Origin of the sequence: Solibacillus sp. FSL K6-1523 (assembly GCF_038005225.1) — a bacterium.
In the GTDB taxonomy this organism is placed as follows: Bacteria; Bacillota; Bacilli; order Bacillales_A; family Planococcaceae; genus Solibacillus.
In genome coordinates this window covers 928,069-954,270 of sequence record NZ_JBBOSU010000001.1, presented here as the reverse complement: position 1 = coordinate 954,270, position 26,202 = coordinate 928,069, and the positions used below count along the sequence as shown (strand labels likewise).

Genomic DNA, 26,202 nt, shown 5'->3' with positions numbered 1-26,202 from the left:
ATTGTAACAAGGGCTATCATAATTTTCAATGAATAGCGCGACCTATTCCTCGCTTGTTTTTACGAGAATAACATCTTTCCCGACTGTGAGTATATGACTAAATGAGACTTTCCTAGTACCCTCTTCCCCCTGAAATAGGTGATAAAACTTTTTGGGCGTAGCAATTATAAAGGCTAAAATGATTCCTTCCTTTTCACAAACTTCCGCATCTACAATATAGCCAATAAATTTCCCACTGGATGCCTCTATAATTTCCTTTTCCTGCACAGATGAAAAACGCATTATCCCATCCTTTCAATTCATTTAAATAATTAGAAAAACACAACTGGATCACATTAGACCGAGTTGTGTTTTTATCATGTGGATATACAATTCAAAATGGCATTGGTCACAAAGCCGTCAGCTACACTCGTATTGATTATCGATAATCACGCTTCATCATTTCAATCGCACTTTTCTCAATTCTGGAAATTTGTGCTTGTGAAATCCCTAGAGATTGTGCAATTTCTGTTTGCGTCTCCCCATAATAAAAGCGTTTTGTTACAATCATTTGTTGCCTTACATCTAATTTTTTTAAGCTTTCTTGTACGGAAATTGCCCCGACCCATTGATCTTCCGTCACTTGGTCTTTAATTTGATCAATCATATAAATGGCATCGCCACCATCTGAATAGATCGGCTCTTGCAAGGACATCGGATCTTGGATCGCATCTAACGCAAATAAAACGTCCTCCTTTTTCATCTCGATCGCCTTTGCAATTTGTTCAATCGTCGGCTCTACTAAAAATTCTGCAATAAAAGCTTCTTTTGCTTTCATTGCCTTATATGCAATGTCACGTAAAGATCTGGATACACGCAATGAATGATGGTCGCGTAAATGGCGGCGAATCTCACCAATAATCATTGGTACAGCATATGTTGAGAAGCGAACATTATGCTTCAAGTCAAAATTATCAATTGCTTTCAAAAGACCAATACAACCAACTTGGAACAGATCATCTGCCTGCTCACCTCGGTAAGCAAAACGTCCAACGATACTTAGCACTAAACGCAAGTTACAAGTGACTAATTCTTCACGAACATAGTCTTCTCCCGATTGTAAACGGATAAAAAGACTTTTCATTTCCTCATGTTTTAATACGGGTAATGTAGAAGTATCGACTCCGCATAATTCAACTTTAGTACGCATTCAATCTCACCTTCCGGACTTTTCTCTTTCGTCTAAGTTTGTCCGGAATAAAAAACTGTATGCACACCAATTTTAACCATACTTATGCAATCGGCTCATTTAAATGCTCGCGTAAATCTAAAATAATTTTTTTCTCTAATCGCGAAATATACGATTGTGAAATGCCTAAATGATCCGCGACTTCTTTTTGTGTCATTTCTTCTTTTCCATTTAATCCAAAACGACATTCCATAATGTATTTTTCTCGTGGTGTTAATTTATCAATTGCGCCAAACATATGCTGTCTTTCCAGCTTACGTTCGACATCCATAGTAATAATATGCTCTTCTGTTCCTAAAATATCCGATAACAACAACTCATTACCATCCGCGTCAGAATTTAATGGCTCATCTAGCGAAACTTCCCCTTTCATGCGGCTTGTTTTTCGCAAATGCATTAAAATTTCGTTTTCAATACAACGAGAAGCGTAAGTCGCCAATTTAATATTTTTATCTAAATTAAATGTCTCAATCGCCTTAATTAAGCCAATGGAACCGATACTTATCAAATCCTCTATCGGTGTAGCAGTATTATCAAATCTTCTTGCTATATAAACGACTAAACGTAAATTACGTTCAATTAGCATATCTCTAGCATGTAAATCCCCGCCCATAAACGCTTCAACAACAACAACTTCTTCTTCTCTTGTAAGTGGAATTGGCAATGAATCATGTCCTCCTATATAATATGTCCCTTTTTTTAAATACTTGTTAAATAAGTTTAATAATAAGTTTTTTATTTTTTGAAGCAATATTCATCCTCCTTTATCGATTTGTAAGAACAGATACATGTGCAATCATTTGGGCCTTTTGCGGGAAACGAGCATCATTTTTTGTGAAAATAACATATTGATTTTTATCTGTTTTTTCATTAATTTTAATTTCTGCTCGAAAAGCCGGTACTAAAACGGAGCTATTCTGAACAGTTGTTAGCGGAACAATACGGATATGTTTCCGAAGTTCTTTAGAAAACATTTCAAGAGCTAATGGTTCTTCTTCCGACCATTTTTCTAAGCTCGCTTCAAAAGTGGGCTCTAATTGCTCATGAACTGCTTTAAAAGAGATGAAATGTACAGGCGCTCTGCTCAATGGTTCAATACATTCATTTCCTGTATCGATATAAGCTAGTAAACGTAATGTTTGGTCAAATAGCTCAACCTCACAGTTTGTAACATATTGTTGCTGGACGACTTGTTGTAACTTGTTGAACCAACTTCTTTTCATCAAAAACAAACTACTACAAGCTATGCCTAAACAAAACAAAATATAAGCAAAAATGGAATGTTTCAATAAATAAGGTTGAACCGCACTTAGCAACCCCCCCGCCAGCAATGTTCCCATCATTAACCAGCTACCTTGAACGTAAAAACTGCTCCATCGAAATGAAAATGCAATTCCAATCAAAACAATAAAACTAAAAATTGTCATTACGATTGATTCATAAAAAACAACGGCTATAAGGGCACTACAAAAAGCACTACTTATTAATCGCCATGTCTTTATCGGATATCTCGTCACCGCTTGTGTAAACCTGAGTAAAATAATATTGAAGAAAAAGTTAAATAAGACGATGAGTTCCCCTATCATGTATTGTTGTTCCTCCTAGTACCAAGACTATCACTGTACTTCAATATAATTTGTCAAAACATAGAAGGGATTCACATAATTTTATAGACATAATGTCAGATAAATTAAATTATTTCGACATTTAAAATTCCGCCGCTTTTTTTATATAAGTTAAACAAAGGATTCTTTCTTTATAATGTAAGTTTCCTAATAAAGTATTTACTAGCGAGGAGCCAGTACCACCTTAGCGCAAAGAAAAGCTTTGATAATGTCGGAATTATGCTATAAATGTGGGGGAAAACGGCATATTTTGCAGTTGTAACCGTATTGTAGGAACGAATTTTATTGAGTAGCTGAAACTAATTTCATATTCAAAAAATGATTAGGATTTATAAATGATAAGTTCTGTAATTACACATAGTTATTTGAACATAAAAAAATAGAGGTTGCTCTAGCAGTCATATTTATAGACTACTAGAACAACCTCTACATATTGAACCTTTTATCGGTTACGACGATTACGTAAGAACGTCGGAATATCTAATGTTTCTTCTTGTTGATAGTTTTGTTGCGTTTGCTGACGCGGCATTTCCTGTTGAACATGCTCTTGCACACGCGGCTGTTGCATCTGTTGCTGCTGTGGTGCTGCTGGCTGTGTAGACGCCGCTTGTTGACGTACACCTAGTGCTGGACGTATTGGCGTTGGCATTGGAGAGCTAAAGTCATCTGAAAAGCCTGTTGCGATAACTGTTACGATAATTTCATCATTTAGATTATCATTGATCACCGAACCAAAGATCATATTAACCTCTTCATCAGAAGCCAATTGAACAATATCAGCCGCTTCTTGAACTTCAAATAAACTTAAGTTCGAGCCACCCGTAATATTCATGATTACACCTTTTGCTCCATCAATTGACGTTTCAAGAAGTGGTGATGAAATGGCCTTTTTTGCCGCTTCAACAGCACGATTATCACCTGCTGCGATACCAATCCCCATTAACGCTGAACCTTTATCAGACATAATCGTTTTGACATCTGCAAAGTCTAGGTTAATTAAACCAGGCGTAGCAATTAAATCTGAAATACCTTGAACACCTTGTCGTAAAACATTGTCAGCTTCTCGGAACGCTTCTAACATCGGTGTCGATTTATCAACGATTTGAAGTAGCTTATCGTTTGGAATGACGATTAACGTATCTACTGATTCTTTCATCGTTGAAATACCACCAACTGCCTGTGTTTGACGCTTTCGTCCTTCAAATGTGAATGGACGTGTAACAACACCAACTGTTAATGCGCCTAAATCACGCGCAATTGAAGCGATTACAGGTGCTGCACCAGTACCTGTACCACCACCCATACCAGCAGTTACGAATACCATATCGGCACCACGTAATACTTCTTCAAGTTGTTCACGACTTTCTTCCGCTGCCTTTTTTCCAACTTCAGGATTGGCACCTGCACCAAGACCGCGTGTTAACTTTCCACCAATTTGTAATTTATATTCAGCTTTTGATAAATTCAAAGCTTGTGCATCTGTATTGACAGCGATGAAGTCTACACCTTGGACTCCATGCTCGATCATACGATTTACGGCATTGTTACCACCGCCACCTACACCAATTACTTTAATGACAGCTAGTTGATCCATACCCGTTTCAAATTCTAACATAGTCTCTCCTCCTAATTTATGACAACCCTCATTTTCGTTCTAATCGAAAAATTTATTTAATAAGTTTTTAGCGCGATCAATAACTCCAACTTTATTGTCGCTTTCTACTCGCTCCGATACACTTGCTTGTTTTTTAGAAGGATTTGATTGAGCAGGATAAGGCGCATAAGAAGGTGCAGAACTGGTTGCACTTCTACCATAAAACTTGTCATCTGCATTCGCATAACGAATTAATCCGACAGATGTCGTGAATCCAGGTTCACGAACACCAATATAATTTGGTGTAAACACGCGCACACGTGTAAGCATTACTTGGCGGGCTAATTGAGCAATTCCTTCAATTTGAGCTACGCCTCCAGAAATTACTACGCCTCCAGGTAAATCTTGAATGCCCATTCGTGCTAATTCGTCTAAAACTAATTCAAAAAGTTCTTCTAAACGAACTCCGATAATTTCGGCAATATAACGTTGACTATATTGATCTGTTGTATCGGTACCAACTACTGGTACTTCAAATAATTGCTCGTCGGATGCATCATCATAAAAAGCATGTCCATATTGCTTTTTAATTTTTTCTGCTTGCTCTGTTGGCGTTTTTAAAACAATGGATAAATCCTTTGTAATATGTTCGCCTCCAACTGGTATTACTGCAGTATTTTTTAATAGTCCATCTTGGAATAAGGCAATCGTTGTAGAGCCCCCACCTAAATCAATATAAGCGGTTCCTTGATTTTTTTCATCTTCTGTTAACGTAAATGTACCTGCCGCCAATGGTTGTAAATAGATTTCACGAATTTGTAAACCTGCACGCTCAACACAACGAAGTACATTATGTACAAGTGTTTTCGAAGTTGTAATCATCGTTGCGTCCATTTCTAAACGAATTCCTATCATTCCACGTGGATCTTTTATCTCATCTAAATTATCAACGATAAATTGTTTTGGAATTAAATTGACTAATTCACGCTCTGGCGGAATCGACATTACCTGTGCGGAATCGATTACACGCTCTAAGTCGTCATCGGTAATTTCTCTATTTTCGCCATTTACAGCAACAACCCCTTTTACAGGTTGTAAAAATGTTTGATTAGCTGGTACACCAAGTACAACTTCATCAATTTTGATGCCTGTCATTCTTTCAGCTTGCTCGACAGCTTTGTTTATTGATTGCACGGTAGCATCAATATCAACAATTGCTCCTTTTCGGATACCTGTTGATTTTACATGACCTACACCAATTACGTGCAATTGATCATCACTCATCTCTCCAATAAGTACCTTAACGGATGAAGAACCAATATCGAGAGAAACATATATTTCTTGATGATTCAACTTGTTGCACCTCCTTCAATTACTCCTATTTTTTATTCTATTGCAAATTTACTTGATTGTCTAAGTAAAACAGTAATTTGTCATGAAAATTTAACGTTAATTTTAAGAGTTTTCACTTTTTTTCAATCGTCTATTGTCTAATCTTGTTAATAGTATACGACGGATGACTGCAATATTCTGAAATAAACGTACGCCAAATGCAAATATTGCGGCTAAATAGAGATCCACACCAATGTGTACGCCTAAAAATGCTAAACCTGCTGCTAATAAAATATTGAAGAAAAATCCAGAAATAAACACTTTATCATCATAAACTTGTTGTAATTGTGCACGAATCCCACCAAACATCGTATCTAATGCTGCTAATACCGCAATTGATAAGTAATTTTCATAAACAGATGGAATTTGAATATCTGTTAAAAAACCTAACACTACACCAAAAATTAATCCTAATAGTGGTAACCACATATTCGCAACCCCTTTTACCTCTCACTCAAATATTTACTTTGTTGTAATTCAACTGTGGAATTAATTCGTACATTTTGTTCGGCATCATGGACTGTAAGTATTAAATTATCGATAAAAAACTCATCTTGAAAGGATGACGCTAATAAATGATTGGTTAATTTTTGGGCTTGCTCATATGTTTGCATAATAATGTTTATTTCAAAATTTGTTTTTTTAATTGGTTCACTATTAATTGTTGTTTTCCCGTTAATATCACGAATCGCACTATTGTATGTCAGTCGTTTCTCATCAATTTCGATTGCCTGAGCATTATTTCGATATAAATCATTCGTCAATCGAATAAGTAAATCAGGAGAAATCGGCTTCAATTCATATCCAAATTGGATTAACTCTTGAGATGGTTCAATTGTAAGCGTAACTCCCGGACCACTAATCGGTAATAATCCGGCTTGCTTTTTCAGATCATTGACAGTCTCTTGCAAGAGCAGTTCTGGGTTATTAAATTCAGCGTCCTCGTACTTATTGACCGTGCTCGACAAGGAACTTATTGACGACAATAATTCCGAATGTCGTTTTTTCTCTTCTGATAATTCTTGACGGATTTCCCAAATATCTCGTGTATCTCGTTCGGTTGGATTTTGTACTGTATTGTATTGAACAGCTAGCATAAAACCAATGATGAACGATACAATTGTAATGTTTCGATACATTTTTTTCGTCATCACGTTATCCTCCGAATGCTGTACTAACCTTCTTCGTTTATAGATTGCATTTGAATTAATTCACTTTTTTCAAATGTCACAACAACGCGTTCATTTAGTAATTGATCAAAAACACCACCTGTTAGCTCTAATGCTGATAATAAAATATCTTGTTTACCAACAGCTTCAATGACAAAGGGTGCTGGATATTGCTTCCCATCAATTGTGATTACTGGCCCATTACAGCTAATATAAGAATTCATCTTTAAGCGTTGTCCATTGATGGCAATTGCCTCAGCACCAGCAATTTTTAACTCATTTAGCACTTTGAAAATATGACTTTCATGCACGATATAATCATTAGGGTTTGTGCTTGCAGGATTATAGTCTGCATCTTGCAAAGTAACTTTAATACCTTTTCCTTCGCCAGAGTCAATCCCTAACAATAAGCGCAGTTGTTGGGCTTCTTTTATATTTCGTTCATACTGTACTTCATTTGAAGAATACTTTTTTTCATAGCTACGTATTTTTTTTTCTAATTCGGCCAGTTCATCTGTTAATTCCTTATTTCGTTCCTGCTGCACAATTAATTCTTCCCGATACTGATTTTCCTGTTCATAATAAGTTGAGCTAGCGCTTAATGTTCGCTTGTCCTTCGATAAATTATAAGAAAAACCAATGATAAAACCTGTAATAATACAAACTATTAAAATAACCATGTATTTCCGAGTAAAAGGAGATGCTTTTTTAGTCCGTTGATTGTTGTTCATCATCTAGTTCATCCCCCTCTATATCCTCGCCTTCCTCTGGAATATTGATTGCGTATTCCTCCGAGAATGGGCGATAATAAGAGCCGACTTCAATATCAATTATTCCTTTTTCAAACGCATCCTCATTTTCAATTTGTGCAATTATGGATGGATAATAATTCAGCTTTTCAGCTAAAGTATTCACTTCCGCACGCACTTCATAACCATCATTCATAAACAAAGTAATCGCATACGGATCGGATTCCAATGGGCTTGCATTTATTTGAGAAATTAGTGACAACACTTCCGGTTTTAGTAGGGCGAGCTGCTTCAATATTTTCTTTCGTAACGATTCATCTTCAAACTTCAAAAAAATGGGCGCGTCAACTGGCACCATTTCACTTGATTCGTTAAAAATATCGCCATTTTCTAACATCGGATAAAAATTGCCTTCTCGGGAAATATAAGCAACTTTATGCCATTCCTCAATGGTAATTTGAACCGTATTGACAAACTTTCTCTGTACTTCAACTGATTTGATCCAATCATTTTTAGCAATTTCTTTTTCAATATCATCTATTTTAAATCCCCACATCGACTCATCTAAAACTAAGCCGGATTGATGTAAATAGTAAGCCTCATCCTTTAAATTAGACCCTTGAATATTAATTTCCTTCATATCACTGTATGGTGATTGAAAATAAAGAAGCAATAGGATGATGAATAAGAAAATGGTTGTTAAAAATGCAAATTTAAGATTCGTACGGCGTTTTCGTCTTTTCCGCATTGCAGGTACACGTTCTGTTATGTCTATTACTTTCTCCATCATCTCTACTCCTTTCTTTCACGTTATTCCTTTGAAAAATTTAAAATAAGCGCTACGGTTAGCCATACAACTAATAATGATGTGCCGCCATAGCTAATGAATGGCAATGTAACACCGGTAACAGGTAATAAATTGATGACTACACCGATGTTTAAACAAGCTTGTATCGCAATCGTTGTTGTTAGTCCACAGATGACATAAAAATGGAGCTGACTATTGCAAGATAAGGCTAGTTTATATCCGGATAGTAAAAAGCACGCAAAAATAAGCAGCAGTCCCATACCACCTAACAAACCTATTTCTTCTAAAATAATGGAAAAAATAAAGTCATTTTGTGGCTCAGGTAAATATAAATATTTTTGTCTACTTTCTAAAAATCCATGTCCAAACAAACCGGCTGGGCCAATTGCAAGCAATGATTGAACCGCTTGGAAACCGCTTCCTAAAGCATCTGCCCAAGGATTTAAAAAAGCTTCAATACGCTTTAGACGATAGGGTGCTGCAGCAATTAATGCTACTAAACCAACAATGCCCGTTAAAATTAAGATGAGATACAACTTTACTGGGTATTGTGCGATAAAAAGTAAAAGAAATGCCGCCACGACTAAAATAAACACTGCGCCAAAATCTGGTTGTAGCATAATTAACAAAGACGGAAGAATGATTACAAGAAAATGTTTCCATTGCACAACTCGCTGTCCTGCTTTTCCATTTGCCAAAAGAATACTTAAATATATTAAAGTCGTTAATTTGGCGAGCTCTGCTGGTTGAACCGTTAGTGAACCCACACCAATCCAACTTTGAGAGCCATTTCGCACAATCCCAATACCCGGTATTAATACTGCAATTAACAAGAAAATGGATACCCAATAAAAAAATACCCACGTTTTCGGTTTTTGCAGTACTTTCATGTTCATCACCATTAAGCAACTAATAACCGCTATAACGAAGTAAATACCTTGCTTTATATAAAATGGTGTTTGTCCAATATAATGAATGGAACTCCAGTACGTACCAGCGGAATAAATAAAAACAATCCCAATGATGGATAAAATGAAAGCACTACTAAAAAACCATTGTTTGAATTGATGTGACAGTGTAACTATCCTTTCTCTATGAAAGCTTCATAACACGATCGATAAATAAATCTCCTCGAATTTCAAAACTCGCATGTTGGTCCCAACTCGCACATGCTGGTGATAATAAAATAATATCCCCTTGCTCCGAAGATTTTGCAGCATATCCTACCGCATCTTCAACATCAATCGCTCGGACAATATTTGTAACCCCACATGACTTTGCAAACGCCATAAAGCGTAATGCCGTTTCACCAAATGCAACAACCGCTTTGACATGCTTCATTTCTTCTCGTAGCTCTTCAAAAGAATGTCCGCGGTCCAAACCTCCTGCAAGTAAGACAATCGGCTGTTCAAATGCCGATAACGCGCTTTTCGTTGCTAATACATTCGTTGCTTTAGAATCGTTATAAATTTTTCGACCATTCCATTCACGAACAAATTGCGTACGATGGCGAACACCGACAAAAGTCGAAAGAACAGTTTTAATTGCCTCAATCGGGCAGCCTTGTAAAAGTGCAGCCGCTACTGCGCATAAAATATTTTGTAAATTATGTTCTCCTGGTAAGACGATTTCATTGCAAGCAAGAATAGTCTCGCCATTCCAGTAAATGTTGTGTGCATCTGCACTAATGCCATGATCTCTTTTACCACTTGTTGAAAATGGAATGAGCATTGCATTGGACTTTTGCGCATATCTGCGAACGATTTCTTGGTCATCATTATAAATAAAGTAATCATCCGCTGTTTGATTGCGCGTCACACCGAATTTCGCCTCTGCATACTCTTCAAATGTGCCATGATAATCTAAATGAGCCTCATATAAATTTGTTAAAATCGCAATACGCGGTTTAAACGTACGTGTTCCCATGAGTTGAAACGATGAAAGTTCTGTCACAATGACTTGATCGTCTGTTGCAGCTGCAGCAACGCTACATGCGACCGTCCCAATATTTCCGGCAATTAGTGGTTGTAAATGACCAAGTTGAAGCATTTCAAATAGTAATGTTGTCGTTGTCGTTTTACCATTCGATCCCGTAATCCCAATAAACGGTGCCTCACTTACTAAATATGCGAGTTCCATTTCAGTTATAACCGCTATATCGCGTTGCATTGCATCTGCAACAATCGGATTTGAATAAGGAATACCTGGATTTTTTACAACGAGCTCAAAGCCTTCATCCAATAAATCTTCTGGATGGCGACCACAAATTACTGTAATCCCCTTTGATAATAAACCTTGTGCTTCTGGATTCGCATCAAATGGCTTTGCATCATTGACCGTTACAAAGGCACCGAGCTCATGTAACAATTCCGCAGCTGCCACACCACTTTTCGCTAATCCTAGCACTAACACTTTTTTCGATTGTAAACCTGTATATTCAATCATAATAACGCCTCCGCCAATACTGCTATTAATGCTACGACTAATCCTGTTGACCAAAACACAATGACTACTTTCCATTCAGACCATCCTGATAACTCAAAATGGTGATGAATTGGACTCATTTTGAAAATACGTTTTTTTCGAAGTTTAAAGCTCCCTACTTGCAAAATAACGGATAGTGTTTCAATAACGAAAACTAAACCAATTAAAAGCAATAATAACTCTTGCTTCACTAACACTGAAATCATGGCAAGTGCACCACCAAGTGCTAACGAACCCGTATCCCCCATAAATACTTTTGCAGGGTTTGCATTGAAAATTAAAAAGCCTAGTAATGCCCCAGTTACCGCAAAGGCAAATAATGCGATATCGGCTTGTTCATTAAATAATGCGATGACACCAAATGCAGCAAAAGCAATCGATGCGGTACCCGATACTAAACCATCAACCCCATCTGTTAAATTGATTGCATTCGAGAATCCTACTAACCAAAAAATTAAAAAGGCTACATAGAAAATACCTAAATCAATCGAAATATCTGTATAAGGCAATGCGATCGAAGTATCAAATGCACCTAATCGTAATAGTAAAAATGCGGCTACTGCAATCGCAATTTGCCCGATTAGTTTTTGAAGTGACGTTAATCCTAAATTTCGTTTGAAAATTACTTTTAGGCCATCGTCTAAAAATCCAATCACACCAAATCCAACTAAAACAAGTAATAGTACGACTGTCTGTGTTGTAAATAAATCAAATAGAGTGGCTACAACCGCTGTTGCAACAATAATGGCCAGTAAAAAAATGAGACCACCCATTGTAGGTGTACCCGCTTTTTTCATGTGAGATTGCGGGCCTTCCTCACGTATACTCTGACCAAACTTCAGCCTGCGTAGCAGTGGAATTCCTAGTGGGGCCAAAATGACCGTCAACAAGAATGAGGAAGCTAGAATAGTCAATGTTATTGGTAATGTCATAAAAAATCTCCTTTAAATCTTCTATCTGTATCAATTGCACCTCGGCGTAATTGTGTCCAGTGCGTGTTGGAACACCCACTGGACGAAGGGGAAATACCCTTCACTATAATAGTTGTTTTAGTATAACTTTAATAGGTCAAATTGGAGAATCAATTACGCCTTGGCGTAATTGCGTCCAGATTTTTTTCGAGTTCGGGGCCACAGGACGTGGGTCAGCCAGCCGTTGTCACACGATGTGACGTTTTTAGGCTAGCTTCCTTCTCCCCTTAAAATCTGTGACATCCGCTGGGGCTTAGGTCAATAGGATGTTGATCACAAAGGCGTTGTTACAGGACGTGACGGGTTTAGCCTTTGTTCCCCAAATTCAGCTGGGGTTTACCCAGCTGAATCAAGTTAATCATCCAAATATAAATGGAGTACATCATCTTCATGCATTAAGCTATCGGCGACTGGTAATTGCTCTACGATTTTACTTCCCGCACCGTGCCACTCGATTTTATATGGATACATATAGGAAATAATTTCTTTAGGTGATTGTCCGACAAAGTTTGTCACGCGCGTCGTCAGCTGATCGCCCCATCGATAGTCCTTTTCAAGCTGTTCTTGTTGCTTTTCAATATTTAATATCGGCGCTGCATCTTCAATAATTTGCCCAACAACTGGCGCTGCAATTACACTTCCAAATACTAGCGAACTTTTCGGATGATCGATTGCCACATAGACAAGAATTTCAGGATCATTCGCTGGCGCAAAGCCGATAAAGGATACGATATAATCTCCATCTTTATAGCGGCTATTTTCTACTTTTTGAGCGGTTCCCGTTTTGCCTCCGATTCTTAATCCATCGCGGTAAGCTTGTCGTCCAGAGCCATTTGCAACAACCGTCTCCAATGCATTTCGAACGATGCTTGATGTCTTTTCACTGACGACTTGATCCTTTACAATCGGTTCATTTTGAATTAAGGCTTCGTTCGTGCTTGGATCAACTACTTTTGAGATGACATAAGGTTGGTATAATGTTCCTCCGTTAATAACGGCTGCGACAGCTTGCATTTGTTGAATGGGTGTGACAGATATACCTTGCCCAAAAGATGTTGTTGCATGCTCTACTGGACCAAAGTTATCCTTCGTAAATAAAATACCTGAAGCTTCCCCAGCTATATTCGAACCTGTTTTTTTGCCAAATCCAAAACGATGGATATAGTCTAATAATTTTTCCGATCCTACTCGTTGACCTAGTTCAACAAAACCTGGGTTGCATGAATTTTGTACAACTTCTAAAAATGTTTGATCTTTGTGCCCACTTCTATTCCAACAGCGAAGTCTTGCCCCTTCTACCATTGTATAACCGGGATCATAAAATTGATCTTTCTCTAAATCGACAAGGCCTTCTTCAACAGCCGCGGCTAATGTAATAATTTTAAATGTCGAACCAGGCTCATAAGACATAAACACAGGTAAATTACGATTATAAATAGAAGAGTCCACTTCTGCAAAATTTGCTGGATCATACGTCGGATACGAAGCAAGTGCCAATATTTCACCTGTTTTCGGATTCATCGCAATAGCCAAAGCTTGATCGGCATCATTTTGTATCATCGCCTCGGACAATGCACGTTCGACATTTTTCTGTATTTCTAAATTTATCGTCAATTGCAGTGTTGCGCCGTCCTTGCCTTCTTTCCATTCATCATTTGCATTATCAAGCGCAATTCCTTTCGCATCTGTGAATAGTCGAACAGCAGCATCTGAACCAGTAAGTAACTTATCATACTCATATTCGATTCCAGCAAGTCCTTGATTATCAACACCTGTAAAACCGAGTAACCTGGCAAGTAAATTACCGTTTGGATAATGCCTTACATAGTCAACACCTGTGTATAAACCAGGAATTTGCTTTTGTTGGATCTCGACTGCTTGCTCGTACGTAATATTTTTACCCTCTGGCGCAAGTTTTACAATTGAAACTCTTTGCTCTAACCTTTTTAATATCGCTGCTCTGTCTTTATTCAGTACTTCGGCAATTGCATCGGCAACTTGTTCTTTTTCTTTGTTTTGTGAAGGCATAAAATATAAGGTCGGAGCAAGCTCATTTGAAACAATAATCTCTCCATTACGATCTACAATTTTTCCACGCTCTGAATTAAACGGTATTTCCCGATCCCAACTTTGCTTTGCGATTGTCGATAGTTCGTTATATTGAACTAGTTGGACATAGACCAACTTAACAAAAATCGCCACGCCGTATAGTACAAATGCGATGGCGATCCATGTTAATCGTTTTTTTGAATTTTTGGATACCCACTTCAATATTGACACCTCGCTTAACACAAAGTATGTATTGAAGTAACTTTCTATTCAGATTCTCACTAAAAGTAAGGGCTTCTAAAACAAGTTAATCTTGCGGTAAAATTTCTATTTCACCATCTTCTAATATTTCTTCTGGTGGTGGTGTCGAATATTGCTCTTGAGGCGTTTTTAATTTCACGACGATTGGTGAATTATCGATAACAATCGTCCCACGAGAAGCACTTTGACTTTCAACATAACCTTCTCCAACGATTTCGATTGGCAACTTCGATAATGTTTTATACACAAGCACATTTCGTAATGACCAATTTTCAAAGGATGGAAGTGTGATAACCCCATCCGTTTTCAAGAAAATAATACTATCTTTCGTCAACACCGTATTTGCTTTCGGGTATTGTTCAACAATTTGCCCGCCTTCTCCAATAATAATTGGTTTCAAGCCGTCTCCCTCTAATCCCGCTACTACTTGATCCGTATGCTTTCCTTCAAAGTCTGGTAAATTTTTAGTTTGAACTTCCGCAATATCGGACGGATTAATATTTAGGTATTTCAAACTGTTTAAAGCAACCGAGTTAAATACTTGTGAAACTGGCTCTGAGCCTTGTTCTCCTATAGCTAGCTTCGGTTTAGCTACTGCAATATACGCGATTAATTGTGGGTCGTCTGCAGGGACCATGCCTAAAAATGAATAAAGGAATTCATTTGGTCCCCAGTCATAACCAGGTCGACCATTTGCTTTTGGCATTTGGGCAGTACCTGTTTTTCCAGCAACCTCGTAGCCTTCAAGCTGGAAGCGTTTTGCATTTCCCGCTTCACCATATACAGTTGAAGCAAGCACCTCACGCACGGTTTTGGCCGTTTCTGATTTAATTGGCTGACCTTTTTCTTTTGGCTTTGACTGCAACACTATTTCACCTGTATTCGGATTGACAATTTTATCAATAACATACGGTTGCATCATTTTCCCATCATTTGCAATGGCTGTTAACCCTTGAATTAATTGAATCGGAGTAACGGTCGAACCTTGACCAAATGTCGTCGTATACTTTTCTAATGGATAACGTGAATTAATGACCCCACTTGCCTCACCAGGTAAATCAATACCTGTTTTTTGACCAAATCCGAAAGCATCCAAATACTTTTCATATGTTTCCCAGCCCATAATATCCAACTGGTTTGCCATCGCTGTATTAGATGAGCGTTGAAGACCTTGCAAATAAGTAATCGGCCCCCAACCTCTACCACCATTATGGTCATTAATCGTATTCGTGTACACTTTATACGTACCTGATTGATATGTTGCATTCGGATGCCAATTGCCTGAATCAACCGCGGCCGCAACTGTAAACGCTTTAAATGTAGAACCCGGCTCAATCGTATTTTCAACGACATCATTTAACCAGTTCGTCTCCAAACCAATTCGCGTATCAGGGTCAAATGTTGGGCGCTGCGACATCGCTAAAATTTCACCTGTTTTTGGATTAGCGACAACACCGATCATTGATTGCGGATTGTATTGCTCATTGACACGTGACATCGCATCATCTAAAAAGCTTTGAATCGTTTTATCCAATGTTAAATAAATATCATTGCCATCTTGTGCTTCTTGTACAACCTTGTCGCTGCTCGGTAATAGGTAGTTCCCCTTATCTTTTTGATACTGTAAGCTACCGTCTGTCCCCGTTAATTGTTCGTCATAATTCAGTTCTAAGCCCATTTTTCCGACCACTTCAGAATTGCCATCGATATCCGTTTCACGCAAAGCAAAACCAATTAAATGTGATGCAAATGCACCATTCGGATAATAGCGCTTCTTATCACTAAAAAACAAAATCCCAGGTAATTCAAGTTTTTCAATTTGAGTTTTCGTTTCATGACTAATCCCTCGACCAGCCGTTCCAAACTCGATTTGATATTTATTTTTCTCTTTTCCCTCAGTTAACCTTTTATAAATTTCATCTTCAGCTATTGGGATATATTCTGCTAATGCTTTTGCTGTTTTTGCTATATCAACAACATGCATTGGTTTTTTCGAGTTTTCTGTTTCTTTAATAACTGCGACAAGTCGATAACTTAACGTATCTTCAGCAATGACATTTTCGTTGCGGTCCAATATTCTTCCTCGGTCTGCTGACAACACGAAATTGCGTTGATATTGTAACAATGCTTCCGCTTCTAACTCATGTCCCTTTACAACACCCGTCGCTTGAATTGATGCAAAACGCCAAAATAATAATAAAAAGAGCCCTCCATAAATTAACAACATTAGAAAGGCTCCAAATTGGTAACGAAATTTTCTCTTTTTCATTCTCCCGGCACTACCTTCACATTTTTTTCATTTAATGTTAATCCGAGTTCTTTCGCTTTTTCCCAAATACGTTCATGAGTAGATAATTCACTCACACGTACTTTTAAATCTACGTTATCATTATTTATTTCAGTAATTTCTTTTTCAATTTTTTGAATTTCTATACTGACTGTTTGGATTTCCCCTTGTGTATGTAGTATAGATACTGCAAACGTTGCTACGACTACTGCAAAAATTACAAATAAAAACTTTTCCCGTTTCGAAAACCAATCTGGCTTACGTTTTTTCGGTTGGACTGGTTGTTGCCGCTGATGCTTTTCAGGTAGCTCTGGCTGCTGTATATATGGTTGTCTTGCTCGTAGTGCCATATTTTACCCACGTCCTTTATCGTTAATTTTTTCAGCAATACGTAATTTAGCTGAACGAGAACGATTATTTGCTTCTAACTCCTCTTCTGATGGTAAAATTGGTTTTCTTGTCACCAATTTAAGAATAGGCTTTAGATGATCCGGTATTACAGGAAAGCCTGGAGGTAAATCCGGCAATGACGAACCTTCTTTAAATAATGATTTCGTTAAGCGATCTTCTAAAGAATGGAACGTAATAACACTAATTCGACCACCAATTGCTAACACATCAATCGCATCAACTAAAGAATCCTCTGCCGCGCCCAATTCATCATTTACGGCAATTCGAATTGCTTGGAAAATGCGTTTTGCAGGATGTCCACCTTTTCGACGTGCTGGAGCTGGAATACCATCTTTAATTAGTTCAACTAATTGTCCAGTTGTCTCAATCGGTGCAATTGCACGGGCTTGTTCAATTTTTCGTGCTACTTGCTTTGAAAACTTTTCTTCACCGTAACGGAAGAAAATACGGACTAAATCTTCATACGCCCATTCATTTACAACATGGTATGCAGTTAGTTCTGCTGTTTGATCCATTCGCATATCGAGTGGTGCATCGTGGTGATAGCTAAATCCACGTTCCGGCGTATCTAGTTGTGGTGATGAAACTCCTAAATCATATAAAATGCCATCGACTTGATGAATGTTTAGGTTAAATAGTTCTTCTTTTAAATAACGGAAATTAGCATGTACAAATGTAACACGGTCTAAATAATCGGCTAATCGTACTTTCGCATTTTCAATTGCTGTTGTGTCTTGGTCAAAACAAATTAATCGACCTTGTGATGATAACTGTTTAACTAAGTATTCACTATGACCTGCACCGCCTAAAGTACAATCCACATAAATACCATCAGGATTGATGTTCAGTCCATCAACAGTTTCTTTCAATAATACAGTTGTGTGATCGAACATAACTTGAAGCTCCTCTTATGCTTTAATTTAAGTTAAAAATCAAAGCCAATTAAATTTTCTGCAATTTCATTAAAGGACTCAGCCGATTCGTCAAAGTATTTATTCCAAGCTTCTTTTGCCCAAATTTCTATTTTACTCGATACACCTAATATGACGCAGTCTTTTTCAAGATTCGCAAATTGTACGAGTGTGGATGGAATGTTAATTCGACCTTGCTTGTCTATATCAACCTCTGTTGCACCAGAAAAGAAGAATCGCGCAAATGCACGAGCATCTTTTTTAGTCATCGGTAAATCTTTTAATTTTTCTTCGAGTTTTCGCCATTCTTCCATAGGATATCCAAAAATACATTGATCAAGTCCTCGCGTTATGACAAAGGATTCTCCAAGAATATCTCGGAACTTTGCTGGAACGATCATTCGGCCTTTAGAATCAATAGAATGTTGGTATTCTCCCATGAACATGCTACTCACCCCACTTTACTAAATAATGTACCACATCCCCCCACTTTCCTCCACCATTTTTGGTACTAACAGCGCAGTATACCCAAAATTACGCAAATAGGCATATTCTCACACATACGTTCGGTGTAAAAAGGTGTAAAAAAAAAGAACTATCCCTGTTAAAAGATAGCTCCCTTACATTCATTATACCTTTTCATAACAACTTTGAACCTATGTTTAAATACGAATATATATAGTTTCCTCACCGCGAAGGACTTTTTGCTGAAGCGAGTTAAAATGAGATAATTTGATGTTGATCAGAAATCGTCATCGGTAATCGAAGCAAATCATCAATAAACGTTAAACCATACACATTCATATATTGGAACGGATTATACACACGTTCTTGATACCCTCCATTAGGGAAAAGTTCTACAAGCAATGTTTTGTATTGATGAATGATTGCATCATGCTTTTGCAATACTTGCTCTGAAATTTTCGTTTGTAAATAGTCAAATTGTCGGTCATGATACGCTTTATTTCTTTCAAGCAACTTTTCAAGCTGATAATTTCCATTTTGTAAGTACTTGGACAACTCTTCATATTGCGCCACAAGCTGGTCATTCATGCGCTCGATAAGTTGTTGTGATTCTAGGTCTTGGATACTCGCAATAAATTGTTGCAACTTCTCCTCCGCTTGCCCATCGAAAACTTGCGTTACAGTCAATTGTTGTTGCTCAAGTATTTGTTGTACTTGTCTTGTTACAAGCGTTAAATTCATACGAGGAGCAAAAATAGGCATTTGTAATTGCAATGTTGTAAAGGCGGGTTTCAACGTTGCCCAATACGCTAATTCACCAGCACCACCAACAAACGCTAAAACCGGGATTGCCATTTCCTGCATTAAAGGGCGTGTTACAACATTATTACTTAATATTTCTGGACAATCTTCAACCATGTGTAACAACTGTTCTTCTGTTAGCTTCACTTGTGCAAGTGTATTACTAAATTGCCCATTCTTTCTTTCTAGTAAAAAGCGTTCACCTTCTCTTACAAAAAAGAGATTCGCATTGTTTTCAGTTGCACCAATCGGCACTCCATAACCCGCTTGCCCTAATTTTCTTTCTTGTTCTACTACTTGCAATGCTATTTTCTCATTGTTTTCAATAAGTGCTTTAAAGTAACGTTGCTCATATTGTCGGAACGGTGCATATGTAGCATCTAATAAAAGCAGCCCATGATTTTTAAACAAATCATTCATTAACATAGTAAAGAAGTTAGTAAATGTAGCACTCGTTTTTGCATGTGCTAAAACAGTCGCTACTAATCGCTCCGTATATTCTGTTTCGCCAAAGTCGTGAAATACCGTTTTAACAAATTGCTCGATGGCGTCTGAATTTAACATTGTCGTGGATGCCATCGTTTTCAACTTGGAACGTTCGCTATATCCACGCTTTTTAACTTCAGCATCAACATTTGTATAGGTATGATTAATCTCCTCAATATCATGATCCTCTCCAGCAATCCAAAACATTGGAACAACTGGTTTATTTAACTTTTCACGTTGCTCTTTCGCTAACAAAATGACAGAAATCGCTTTATGAACGGAATAAAGCGGCCCTGTTAACAGTCCCGCCTGCTGACCACCTACGACTACAGGTGCACCTTGTTCAAGCTCAAGAAGATGTTCTTCCGCTTTTTCATGAATCCCGCAATTTTCCATAAAGCTTCGAATAATATCCGCAAGTTCTTTTGAACGATACGTACTATTTTGTAAATAATTTGCCCGATCAACAAAAGATTGTTCCTCGTATTTGTATTCAAAAAACGAATGGATATCCGCATTTTCAGACCAATAATCCGTTATTATTTTCGGATTCACTGGGGATTGGATTTGTTCCAGTTTCATTGTAATTCTCCTCTGCTTCCTTCTACTCGATTACATACTAATCAATTACACCTCGGCGCAATTGTATCCTTTTTTTCCGAACTTACTCATCGGGGATGTTAACTAAAGATCGTCGCGTCCATACAATAACAGCTAACTGATTTACATCACACAGGCCGCCCTTAAAAACCTGCGACACCCACCAAGGCTTTCACGCAAATTAATTAATTTCAATTTCGATTATCATTTTACACCATCATCTTTATTCTATACGTTCTAACCGTGTAGTGGAAAGAAAATGCTTATACAGCCATCAAATACATCGTAACTGAGTGCACTAAGCCAATGACCCACACGAAAAAGTAAACCATTCCTAATAATAAAAAATAAGCACGCCAAATCCTTTTCAATAGTTGCATCACTTGTATTTCTTTTTTCTTTTTCCAATCAATATATGTAAAAACAAGAGCCACTAATAGCGCCACCAAGTAAATCGGAATAAATAGCGACAGCTCCCACAGCGCTTGAATGGCAATCGGTACTGAAAAAAACAAAATAACAGTTGTGACATCCGCCGCCAAGCCGATAGCCATATGTTGTTCAATTCGGATTTTCCGACAACTTACAAATACAATAAGAAATGCAAGGAGTGGACATAAAATAATGACCGCTACTATGAATTGCAAAAAAAGTATCACATTTGTTCACCGCTCTCCTCCAATGCTTTCACAAGTAGATAAAATGTTTGTAATATTGGTAATTGCTTCTGCTCCTTTTGCGCCCTTTTAATAACAGCCCCGACAATCGTTTCAATTTCTGTTTTTCTACCCGCTAAAAGGTCCGCTCGCATAGATGATGTGTTTTTAGCCGTTCGTTTACAAAGTGCCACAACTTGCTCAAATCGAACACTCTCTGCGAATTGCGGAAAGGCCACTACCATTTCATTATATAAATTCTTCAATATTTGAAAAGCATCTATTTGTTGAATTAGTTGTCCGTTTGGCACTTGCAATACCGCTGTCAAAGGATTAATTAAACAATTTAACCACGCTTTTTCAAACAACATCATTTCTGCATCTTGTTCAAAAACAATCGGAAAACACTCTGATGCATAGGCTTCCATGGGCAAAAATAAACGCTTTTCTCCCTTTGCAACAGCAATTTTCATCGGGCCAATCCCTTTATGTGCAACATGGTGCCCATTCATTTTTTGCGCACCAAATTGAACCGAACAAAAAGCAATGTGACAAAACGCCAATCGGAGCGCCTCATCGTAGTGCGCTAAACCATTTTGTAAAAACAAAATAGGCGTGGATTGCTTTACCGTTTGTAACTGTTTATAAACATCCTGTAACTGACCATACTTCACCGCGATAATTATCATGTCCGCATCACCACTTAAAGTGGTTGTAGCATCTATCGGGAAAACCGATTCCATTCCATCATAATTCGTTCGGATTAAGTTATTTTCTCTTAATTGCATTGCCTGGTCCTCTGTCCTTGTAATCAAACAGACAGTTTCTTGCATTTCTGCAATAAAACTCGCTACTAACATCCCTACTGCCCCAGCACCAATAATTTCAATTTTCATAAATGATCCCTCAATTATTAATTATGAATTAAAAAGGCCTGCCTACACGACAGACCTTCAGCTAACAATATTATACTGGATAGACTGGATGTTTTCGATAAGGAAGCGCCATTTGTTTGGATTTATAGTAATTAAAACGTTGAATTAACGTTTCTCGAAGTTGATTCGGCGCAACAATTTCATCAATTACCATCTCTGATGCGAGTTTATACAAATCAATTTCTTCTTTATATTCTGCTATTTTCTGCTTTACAAATTGCATACGTTCTTTTGAATCTTCAATCGCTTCAATTTTATTGGAATAGACTGCATTTACCGCCGCTTCAGGTCCCATGACAGCAATTTGCGCCGTTGGAAGAGCAATGACAACATCCGGATCAAATGCCGGACCGCACATCGCATACAAGCCCGCTCCATACGCTTTTCGAACGATGACAGAAATTTTCGGAACTGTAGCCGAGCTCATAGCAGCTATCAATTTGGCGCCGTGTCGTATAATACCCGCGCGTTCAACCTTCGTCCCAATCATAAACCCAGGAACATCTGCTAAAAATAACAGCGGAATAGAAAACGCGTCACATAACGCAATAAATTTCGACGCTTTATCAGCAGAATCAACGAATAGCACGCCACCTTTTACTTTCGGTTGATTAGCAACAACACCGACAACTTGACCATTCATCCGTGCGAGCCCTGTAATTAATTCTGGCGCAAATAGCTTCTTTATTTCAAAAAAACTATTTTCATCAATCAATCGATCGATACATTCATACATATCAAACGGTGCATTTTGATTTTCTGGAATAATTTCCTCTAACACCTTCCCGCTTTTCGGTAACCTCATTTTATCTAACGGCGGATATTCCGAGAAGTTTGCCGGGAAATAACCCATATAGCGACGTGCTTCTTCAATTGCTTGCTCTTCATTGTCAGTAAGAACGTCCCCACAACCACTTACCGTACAATGCATACGAGCGCCACCCATTTCTTCCAACGTCACCTTTTCACCAATCACCTTCTCGGCCATGCGTGGGGATCCTAAATACATCGACGCATTGCCCTCTACCATAATGACAATATCGCAAAATGCAGGAATATAAGCACCACCTGCTGCTGAAGGTCCAAATAAAATACAGATTTGCGGAACGACACCACTCATGCGAACTTGATTGTGGAAAATACGCCCAGCCCCGCGTCTCCCCGGAAACATTTCAAGCTGGTCTGTAATACGCGCACCCGCTGAATCGACTAAATAAAAAATGGGTACTTGGAGTTTTTCAGCCTTTTCCTGAATACGAATGATTTTCTCGACGGTTCTAGCACCCCATGAGCCTGCTTTTATTGTCGAGTCATTCGCCATGACACAAACTGTCTGACCATCAATCTGTCCAATTGCTGTTACAACACCATCCGCCGGTAAATCGTCCGCCTCACAGTTTGCAAATCTACCATCTTCTTCATATTTACCATCATCAAATAAAAGTTTTAATCGGTCCCGAACAAATAATTTATTCGTTTCTTTTAATTTATCATGATATTTTGAGTGTCCACCCGCATAAATTGAATCGATTTTCTGCTGTAATTTTGCATTGTACGTTGGCTGTGTCACATAATTCTCCCCTTTGCATTTAGGCTAGTTCCACTAGTACATCATTTTCTTCAACAAAATCACCTTCAGCTACGCAAATTTTCGTTACCGTTCCTTCCCCTTCTGCCTCATGTGCAATTTCCATTTTCATTGATTCTAAAATGATCAATGTTTGCCCTTTCGTTACGCTGTCTCCTTCTTTAACACTTACCTCAAAAACTGTCCCCGCCATTTGCGCTTTTACTTCCGCCATTTTAAAATGCCCCCTTAGTAGAATGTTTCCCTTAAAACGACATCCCCCGCTTTGATAATACGAAATGATGTCCCTACTTATGTAGATAAGCAAGTTATACTTTGTTAGTTACAAAGAAAACATCACGCTTCTACCCCTATTGTAAGCTACCACTAAATTTAATTCCAAATATTTTCATCTATTTTCTCGAAAAATAATATTTTTTCTACTAAAAGTGGCATTCATGTATTTTTCACTTCTTATCTCCAACCAAATTGACCCCTTGCTGCACCCACTTTAATACTTTTTCATATTCAGATTGTAGCTCTGTATGTTTTATTTCAAGATCATTATAAGCTTCTGTCAATTCCTCAAAACTGGATAACGCTAGTTTTAAATGACTACGCATCAGTTGCTTCGGGCGCTTTCTCACACTGTTTAACACTTGCCCATACTGCAGTCTTAATGTTTTATTCCACCTGAACCCACAAGCTTGCTTCGTTCGATTTAATTCACGCGCGGCTTGCTCGAACGCCTCTAATTGCGTACGCCCATTTTGCACTGCTTGAATGACAATTTCCGCTAATTTCTCATCATCCATAGCTGTCCATTGATCTTTTCTTCTCTTTTGCTCCATCTTGAACCACCTCACATTTTTTACTACTATATGCAAGGTGGATTGAAATAGAATAAAAAACGAGAGAAAAACGACTCTTAATCGGTTAAAAATTAAGAGTCGTTCCATCATTTTTGTTTGGATTTATTTAAGAAGTTATTTACCGCTTCATGATGCGCTTCGGATTCCCATAATTTCGCGCACACTCGAATTTCCTCCATCACACGTTCATACATATTGCGCTCACGCCATTTACGAAGCTCAATCTCTTTATATGCTTGATGTACTGAAGGATGAATTTTCGCCATATGTTCAATGAAGTCAGCAAGTGCTTGCTCCTTTGTCCCCTCAATATAAACACGCATCGCCCAACCAATTTCATATAAAGTTTGCGCATCATACGGTTTAGCATCCACGAGCATTTTTAGCGCACGATCATGTCTTAACCCACGCTCAAATAAATACGTGCCCCCGCCCCATCCAGAAGTAATTGCTAACGATCCTTGGATAAAGCCTGCCTTCGCATGGGATGCCATCACCCGAAAGTCACATGCCGTTGCAATCTCACAGCCACCTCCAACTGCCGTACCGTTAATAAGCGCAATCGTCGGCACTGGTAAAGTAGCTAAATCATATAAAATATTTCCCATTTTACTCAACATGCCAAAAGCTTGCTCTTCCGTCTCAAGTGAGTGAAACTCCGATAAATCGCCACCCGAGCAAAACGACTTATCTCCAGCCCCCGTTATGACTAAAAAACGGACACTTTCATGTTCATTGATATATGTAATAACTTCTTTCAATCCATCCATAACAGCATAATTGATTGCGTTACGCTTTTCTTCACGATTGATCGTAAACGTTAAAATCCCATCATTATTATCGATTAAATAATCCATTTTTCCCATCCCCCAATATTATTTATCGTCAAAACTTGATTCTCATTCCCCCTACGTAAATTTCCAAGATATACAACAATTTCATTTTATCAAGAAAATCCACATATAATTATAGTAATGTAGAATTTTTATTTTGACAATGCATTAAGGAAAACAACGAGAAAAAAGACTAGATGAGAGCCATGGTCTCTCATCTAGCCTTTATATAGCGTAAATACTGAATTATTTCGCTACTACTTCTTTACCTTTGTATTGTCCGCAAGCTTTGCAAACGTGGTGAGATAATTTAGCTTCTCCACAGTTTGGGCAAGCTACCATACCAGGTAATGATAATTTGAAATGCGTACGACGCTTTCTTTTTGCAGTTTTAGAAGTTCTTCTAAATGGTACAGCCATTGATGGCACCTCCTTACAGATTATCTATTTATCTGTTTGATCAAAATACTTAGCTAAAGCAGCCAGTCTTGGATCCAATTTTGGTTCGTCAACTTTATTCGCTAACTCTACCTCTTCATCCGTTGAATAGGACCAGTTTTTACCACTTTGCACTTGTCCTTCGGTATTCTCTTTGAATACTTGCATCGGCACCTCAAGAAGAATTAATTCTTCAAGAACTGGCTTCATGTCAATAACGTCTCCATCGATAAAATGAATATCGCTAAAAACATCCCCGCGTTGTTCCTTATCGACCCAACTGAAAATCTCAACTGTTTCAATATTCACGGGATATTCAACATCTTCCCACGTGCGTGCACATGGAAGCGTCAATGTAGCGCTAATCGTTAGTTGACAAGTCATTTGCGATGCACCAAAAGTACATAGCCCTTTTACATGAACGGGTGAAACGTTACGAATATCTGAGTTTCGCATTTCCAGGTTATCCAATTGTACATTTGTATCAAGTGGCATCCCGTCTTTACGATACTTAGATAATTGATGAATTGACCATTTCATTCGTTAATCACCTCGAGACAACACTGTTGATTATATAGTGAACAAAAATAGATGTCAAGATATTTTCTTG

The 26,202-nt window shown here is 38.0% G+C and carries 27 protein-coding genes; all 27 read right to left on the bottom strand.

Annotation, left to right across the window (positions count from 1 at the left end):
- Nucleotides 1-42: 42 nt before the first annotated feature.
- Nucleotides 43-282 carry a PRC-barrel domain-containing protein gene (locus MHI10_RS04355; protein ID WP_340783301.1) on the bottom strand — a complete coding sequence of 80 codons (240 nt, stop codon included), beginning with the start codon at nt 280-282 and terminating at the stop codon, nt 43-45.
- Between the two features lie 136 nt (nt 283-418).
- A complete protein-coding gene (sigG, locus tag MHI10_RS04350; RefSeq protein WP_340783299.1) occupies nt 419-1,189 on the bottom strand; it encodes an RNA polymerase sporulation sigma factor SigG in 771 nt (256 codons plus the stop codon).
- 82 nt (nt 1,190-1,271) lie between these two features.
- Nucleotides 1,272-1,979 (bottom strand): RNA polymerase sporulation sigma factor SigE, encoded by a 708-nt coding sequence (sigE, locus tag MHI10_RS04345; RefSeq protein WP_340783298.1) that lies wholly within the window; start codon nt 1,977-1,979, stop codon nt 1,272-1,274.
- Between the two features lie 13 nt (nt 1,980-1,992).
- A complete protein-coding gene (locus MHI10_RS04340; RefSeq protein WP_340783297.1) occupies nt 1,993-2,814 on the bottom strand; it encodes a sigma-E processing peptidase SpoIIGA in 822 nt (273 codons plus the stop codon).
- A gap of 481 nt (nt 2,815-3,295) precedes the next feature.
- Nucleotides 3,296-4,468 (bottom strand): cell division protein FtsZ, encoded by a 1,173-nt coding sequence (gene ftsZ, locus MHI10_RS04335; protein ID WP_340783296.1) that lies wholly within the window; start codon nt 4,466-4,468, stop codon nt 3,296-3,298.
- Between the two features lie 39 nt (nt 4,469-4,507).
- Complete coding sequence (gene ftsA, locus MHI10_RS04330) at nt 4,508-5,800, bottom strand: cell division protein FtsA (RefSeq protein ID WP_340783294.1); 1,293 nt, start codon at nt 5,798-5,800, stop codon at nt 4,508-4,510.
- A 102-nt stretch (nt 5,801-5,902) separates the two neighbouring features.
- A complete protein-coding gene (locus tag MHI10_RS04325; protein WP_340783293.1) occupies nt 5,903-6,268 on the bottom strand; it encodes a small basic family protein in 366 nt (121 codons plus the stop codon).
- Nucleotides 6,269-6,282: 14 nt separating this feature from the next.
- On the bottom strand, nt 6,283-6,990 hold the full coding sequence (locus MHI10_RS04320; RefSeq protein ID WP_340783292.1) for a DUF881 domain-containing protein: 708 nt from the start codon (nt 6,988-6,990) through the stop codon (nt 6,283-6,285).
- Nucleotides 6,991-7,013: 23 nt separating this feature from the next.
- The gene (locus MHI10_RS04315) at nt 7,014-7,739 is read right to left on the bottom strand and encodes a DUF881 domain-containing protein (protein ID WP_340789136.1); all 726 of its coding nucleotides are present in this window, start codon (nt 7,737-7,739) and stop codon (nt 7,014-7,016) included.
- On the bottom strand, nt 7,717-8,544 hold the full coding sequence (locus tag MHI10_RS04310; protein ID WP_340783290.1) for a cell division protein FtsQ/DivIB: 828 nt from the start codon (nt 8,542-8,544) through the stop codon (nt 7,717-7,719). The genes MHI10_RS04315 and MHI10_RS04310 overlap by 23 nt, the downstream gene beginning before the upstream one ends.
- A gap of 23 nt (nt 8,545-8,567) precedes the next feature.
- Complete coding sequence (locus MHI10_RS04305; RefSeq protein WP_340789133.1) at nt 8,568-9,650, bottom strand: FtsW/RodA/SpoVE family cell cycle protein; 1,083 nt, start codon at nt 9,648-9,650, stop codon at nt 8,568-8,570.
- Between the two features lie 7 nt (nt 9,651-9,657).
- Nucleotides 9,658-11,010 carry a UDP-N-acetylmuramoyl-L-alanine--D-glutamate ligase gene (murD, locus tag MHI10_RS04300; RefSeq protein ID WP_340783288.1) on the bottom strand — a complete coding sequence of 451 codons (1,353 nt, stop codon included), beginning with the start codon at nt 11,008-11,010 and terminating at the stop codon, nt 9,658-9,660.
- On the bottom strand, nt 11,007-11,981 hold the full coding sequence (mraY, locus tag MHI10_RS04295) for a phospho-N-acetylmuramoyl-pentapeptide-transferase (protein WP_340783287.1): 975 nt from the start codon (nt 11,979-11,981) through the stop codon (nt 11,007-11,009). Before mraY ends, murD begins: the two co-directional genes overlap by 4 nt.
- A 393-nt stretch (nt 11,982-12,374) precedes the next feature.
- Nucleotides 12,375-14,291 carry a peptidoglycan D,D-transpeptidase FtsI family protein gene (locus MHI10_RS04290; protein WP_340783282.1) on the bottom strand — a complete coding sequence of 639 codons (1,917 nt, stop codon included), beginning with the start codon at nt 14,289-14,291 and terminating at the stop codon, nt 12,375-12,377.
- Between the two features lie 85 nt (nt 14,292-14,376).
- The gene (locus MHI10_RS04285) at nt 14,377-16,557 is read right to left on the bottom strand and encodes a penicillin-binding protein (protein WP_340783280.1); all 2,181 of its coding nucleotides are present in this window, start codon (nt 16,555-16,557) and stop codon (nt 14,377-14,379) included.
- A 38-nt stretch (nt 16,558-16,595) separates the two neighbouring features.
- Nucleotides 16,596-16,967 carry a cell division protein FtsL gene (gene ftsL / locus MHI10_RS04280; protein ID WP_340783277.1) on the bottom strand — a complete coding sequence of 124 codons (372 nt, stop codon included), beginning with the start codon at nt 16,965-16,967 and terminating at the stop codon, nt 16,596-16,598.
- A gap of 3 nt (nt 16,968-16,970) precedes the next feature.
- Entirely contained in the window at nt 16,971-17,921 is a 951-nt protein-coding gene (gene rsmH / locus MHI10_RS04275) for a 16S rRNA (cytosine(1402)-N(4))-methyltransferase RsmH (protein ID WP_340783275.1), read from the bottom strand.
- Nucleotides 17,922-17,953: 32 nt separating this feature from the next.
- Entirely contained in the window at nt 17,954-18,385 is a 432-nt protein-coding gene (gene mraZ / locus MHI10_RS04270) for a division/cell wall cluster transcriptional repressor MraZ (protein ID WP_340783273.1), read from the bottom strand.
- Nucleotides 18,386-18,656: 271 nt separating this feature from the next.
- Entirely contained in the window at nt 18,657-20,273 is a 1,617-nt protein-coding gene (gene bshC / locus MHI10_RS04265) for a bacillithiol biosynthesis cysteine-adding enzyme BshC (RefSeq protein ID WP_340783272.1), read from the bottom strand.
- Nucleotides 20,274-20,554: 281 nt separating this feature from the next.
- On the bottom strand, nt 20,555-20,938 hold the full coding sequence (locus MHI10_RS04260) for a DUF3397 domain-containing protein (protein ID WP_340783271.1): 384 nt from the start codon (nt 20,936-20,938) through the stop codon (nt 20,555-20,557).
- Between the two features lie 8 nt (nt 20,939-20,946).
- Nucleotides 20,947-21,843 carry a ketopantoate reductase family protein gene (locus tag MHI10_RS04255; protein ID WP_340783268.1) on the bottom strand — a complete coding sequence of 299 codons (897 nt, stop codon included), beginning with the start codon at nt 21,841-21,843 and terminating at the stop codon, nt 20,947-20,949.
- Between the two features lie 70 nt (nt 21,844-21,913).
- Nucleotides 21,914-23,452 (bottom strand): acyl-CoA carboxylase subunit beta, encoded by a 1,539-nt coding sequence (locus tag MHI10_RS04250; RefSeq protein WP_340783265.1) that lies wholly within the window; start codon nt 23,450-23,452, stop codon nt 21,914-21,916.
- Between the two features lie 19 nt (nt 23,453-23,471).
- Nucleotides 23,472-23,684 (bottom strand): biotin/lipoyl-binding carrier protein, encoded by a 213-nt coding sequence (locus MHI10_RS04245; protein WP_340783263.1) that lies wholly within the window; start codon nt 23,682-23,684, stop codon nt 23,472-23,474.
- Between the two features lie 232 nt (nt 23,685-23,916).
- Complete coding sequence (locus MHI10_RS04240) at nt 23,917-24,300, bottom strand: transcriptional regulator (protein WP_340783261.1); 384 nt, start codon at nt 24,298-24,300, stop codon at nt 23,917-23,919.
- Nucleotides 24,301-24,407: 107 nt separating this feature from the next.
- A complete protein-coding gene (locus tag MHI10_RS04235) occupies nt 24,408-25,178 on the bottom strand; it encodes an enoyl-CoA hydratase/isomerase family protein (protein ID WP_340783259.1) in 771 nt (256 codons plus the stop codon).
- 222 nt (nt 25,179-25,400) lie between these two features.
- Nucleotides 25,401-25,574: a 50S ribosomal protein L32 gene (rpmF, locus tag MHI10_RS04230; protein WP_057985760.1), complete on the bottom strand. Its 174-nt coding sequence runs from the start codon at nt 25,572-25,574 to the stop codon at nt 25,401-25,403.
- A 24-nt stretch (nt 25,575-25,598) separates the two neighbouring features.
- Entirely contained in the window at nt 25,599-26,132 is a 534-nt protein-coding gene (locus MHI10_RS04225) for a YceD family protein (protein ID WP_340783256.1), read from the bottom strand.
- Between the last annotated feature and the right edge of the window lie 70 nt (nt 26,133-26,202).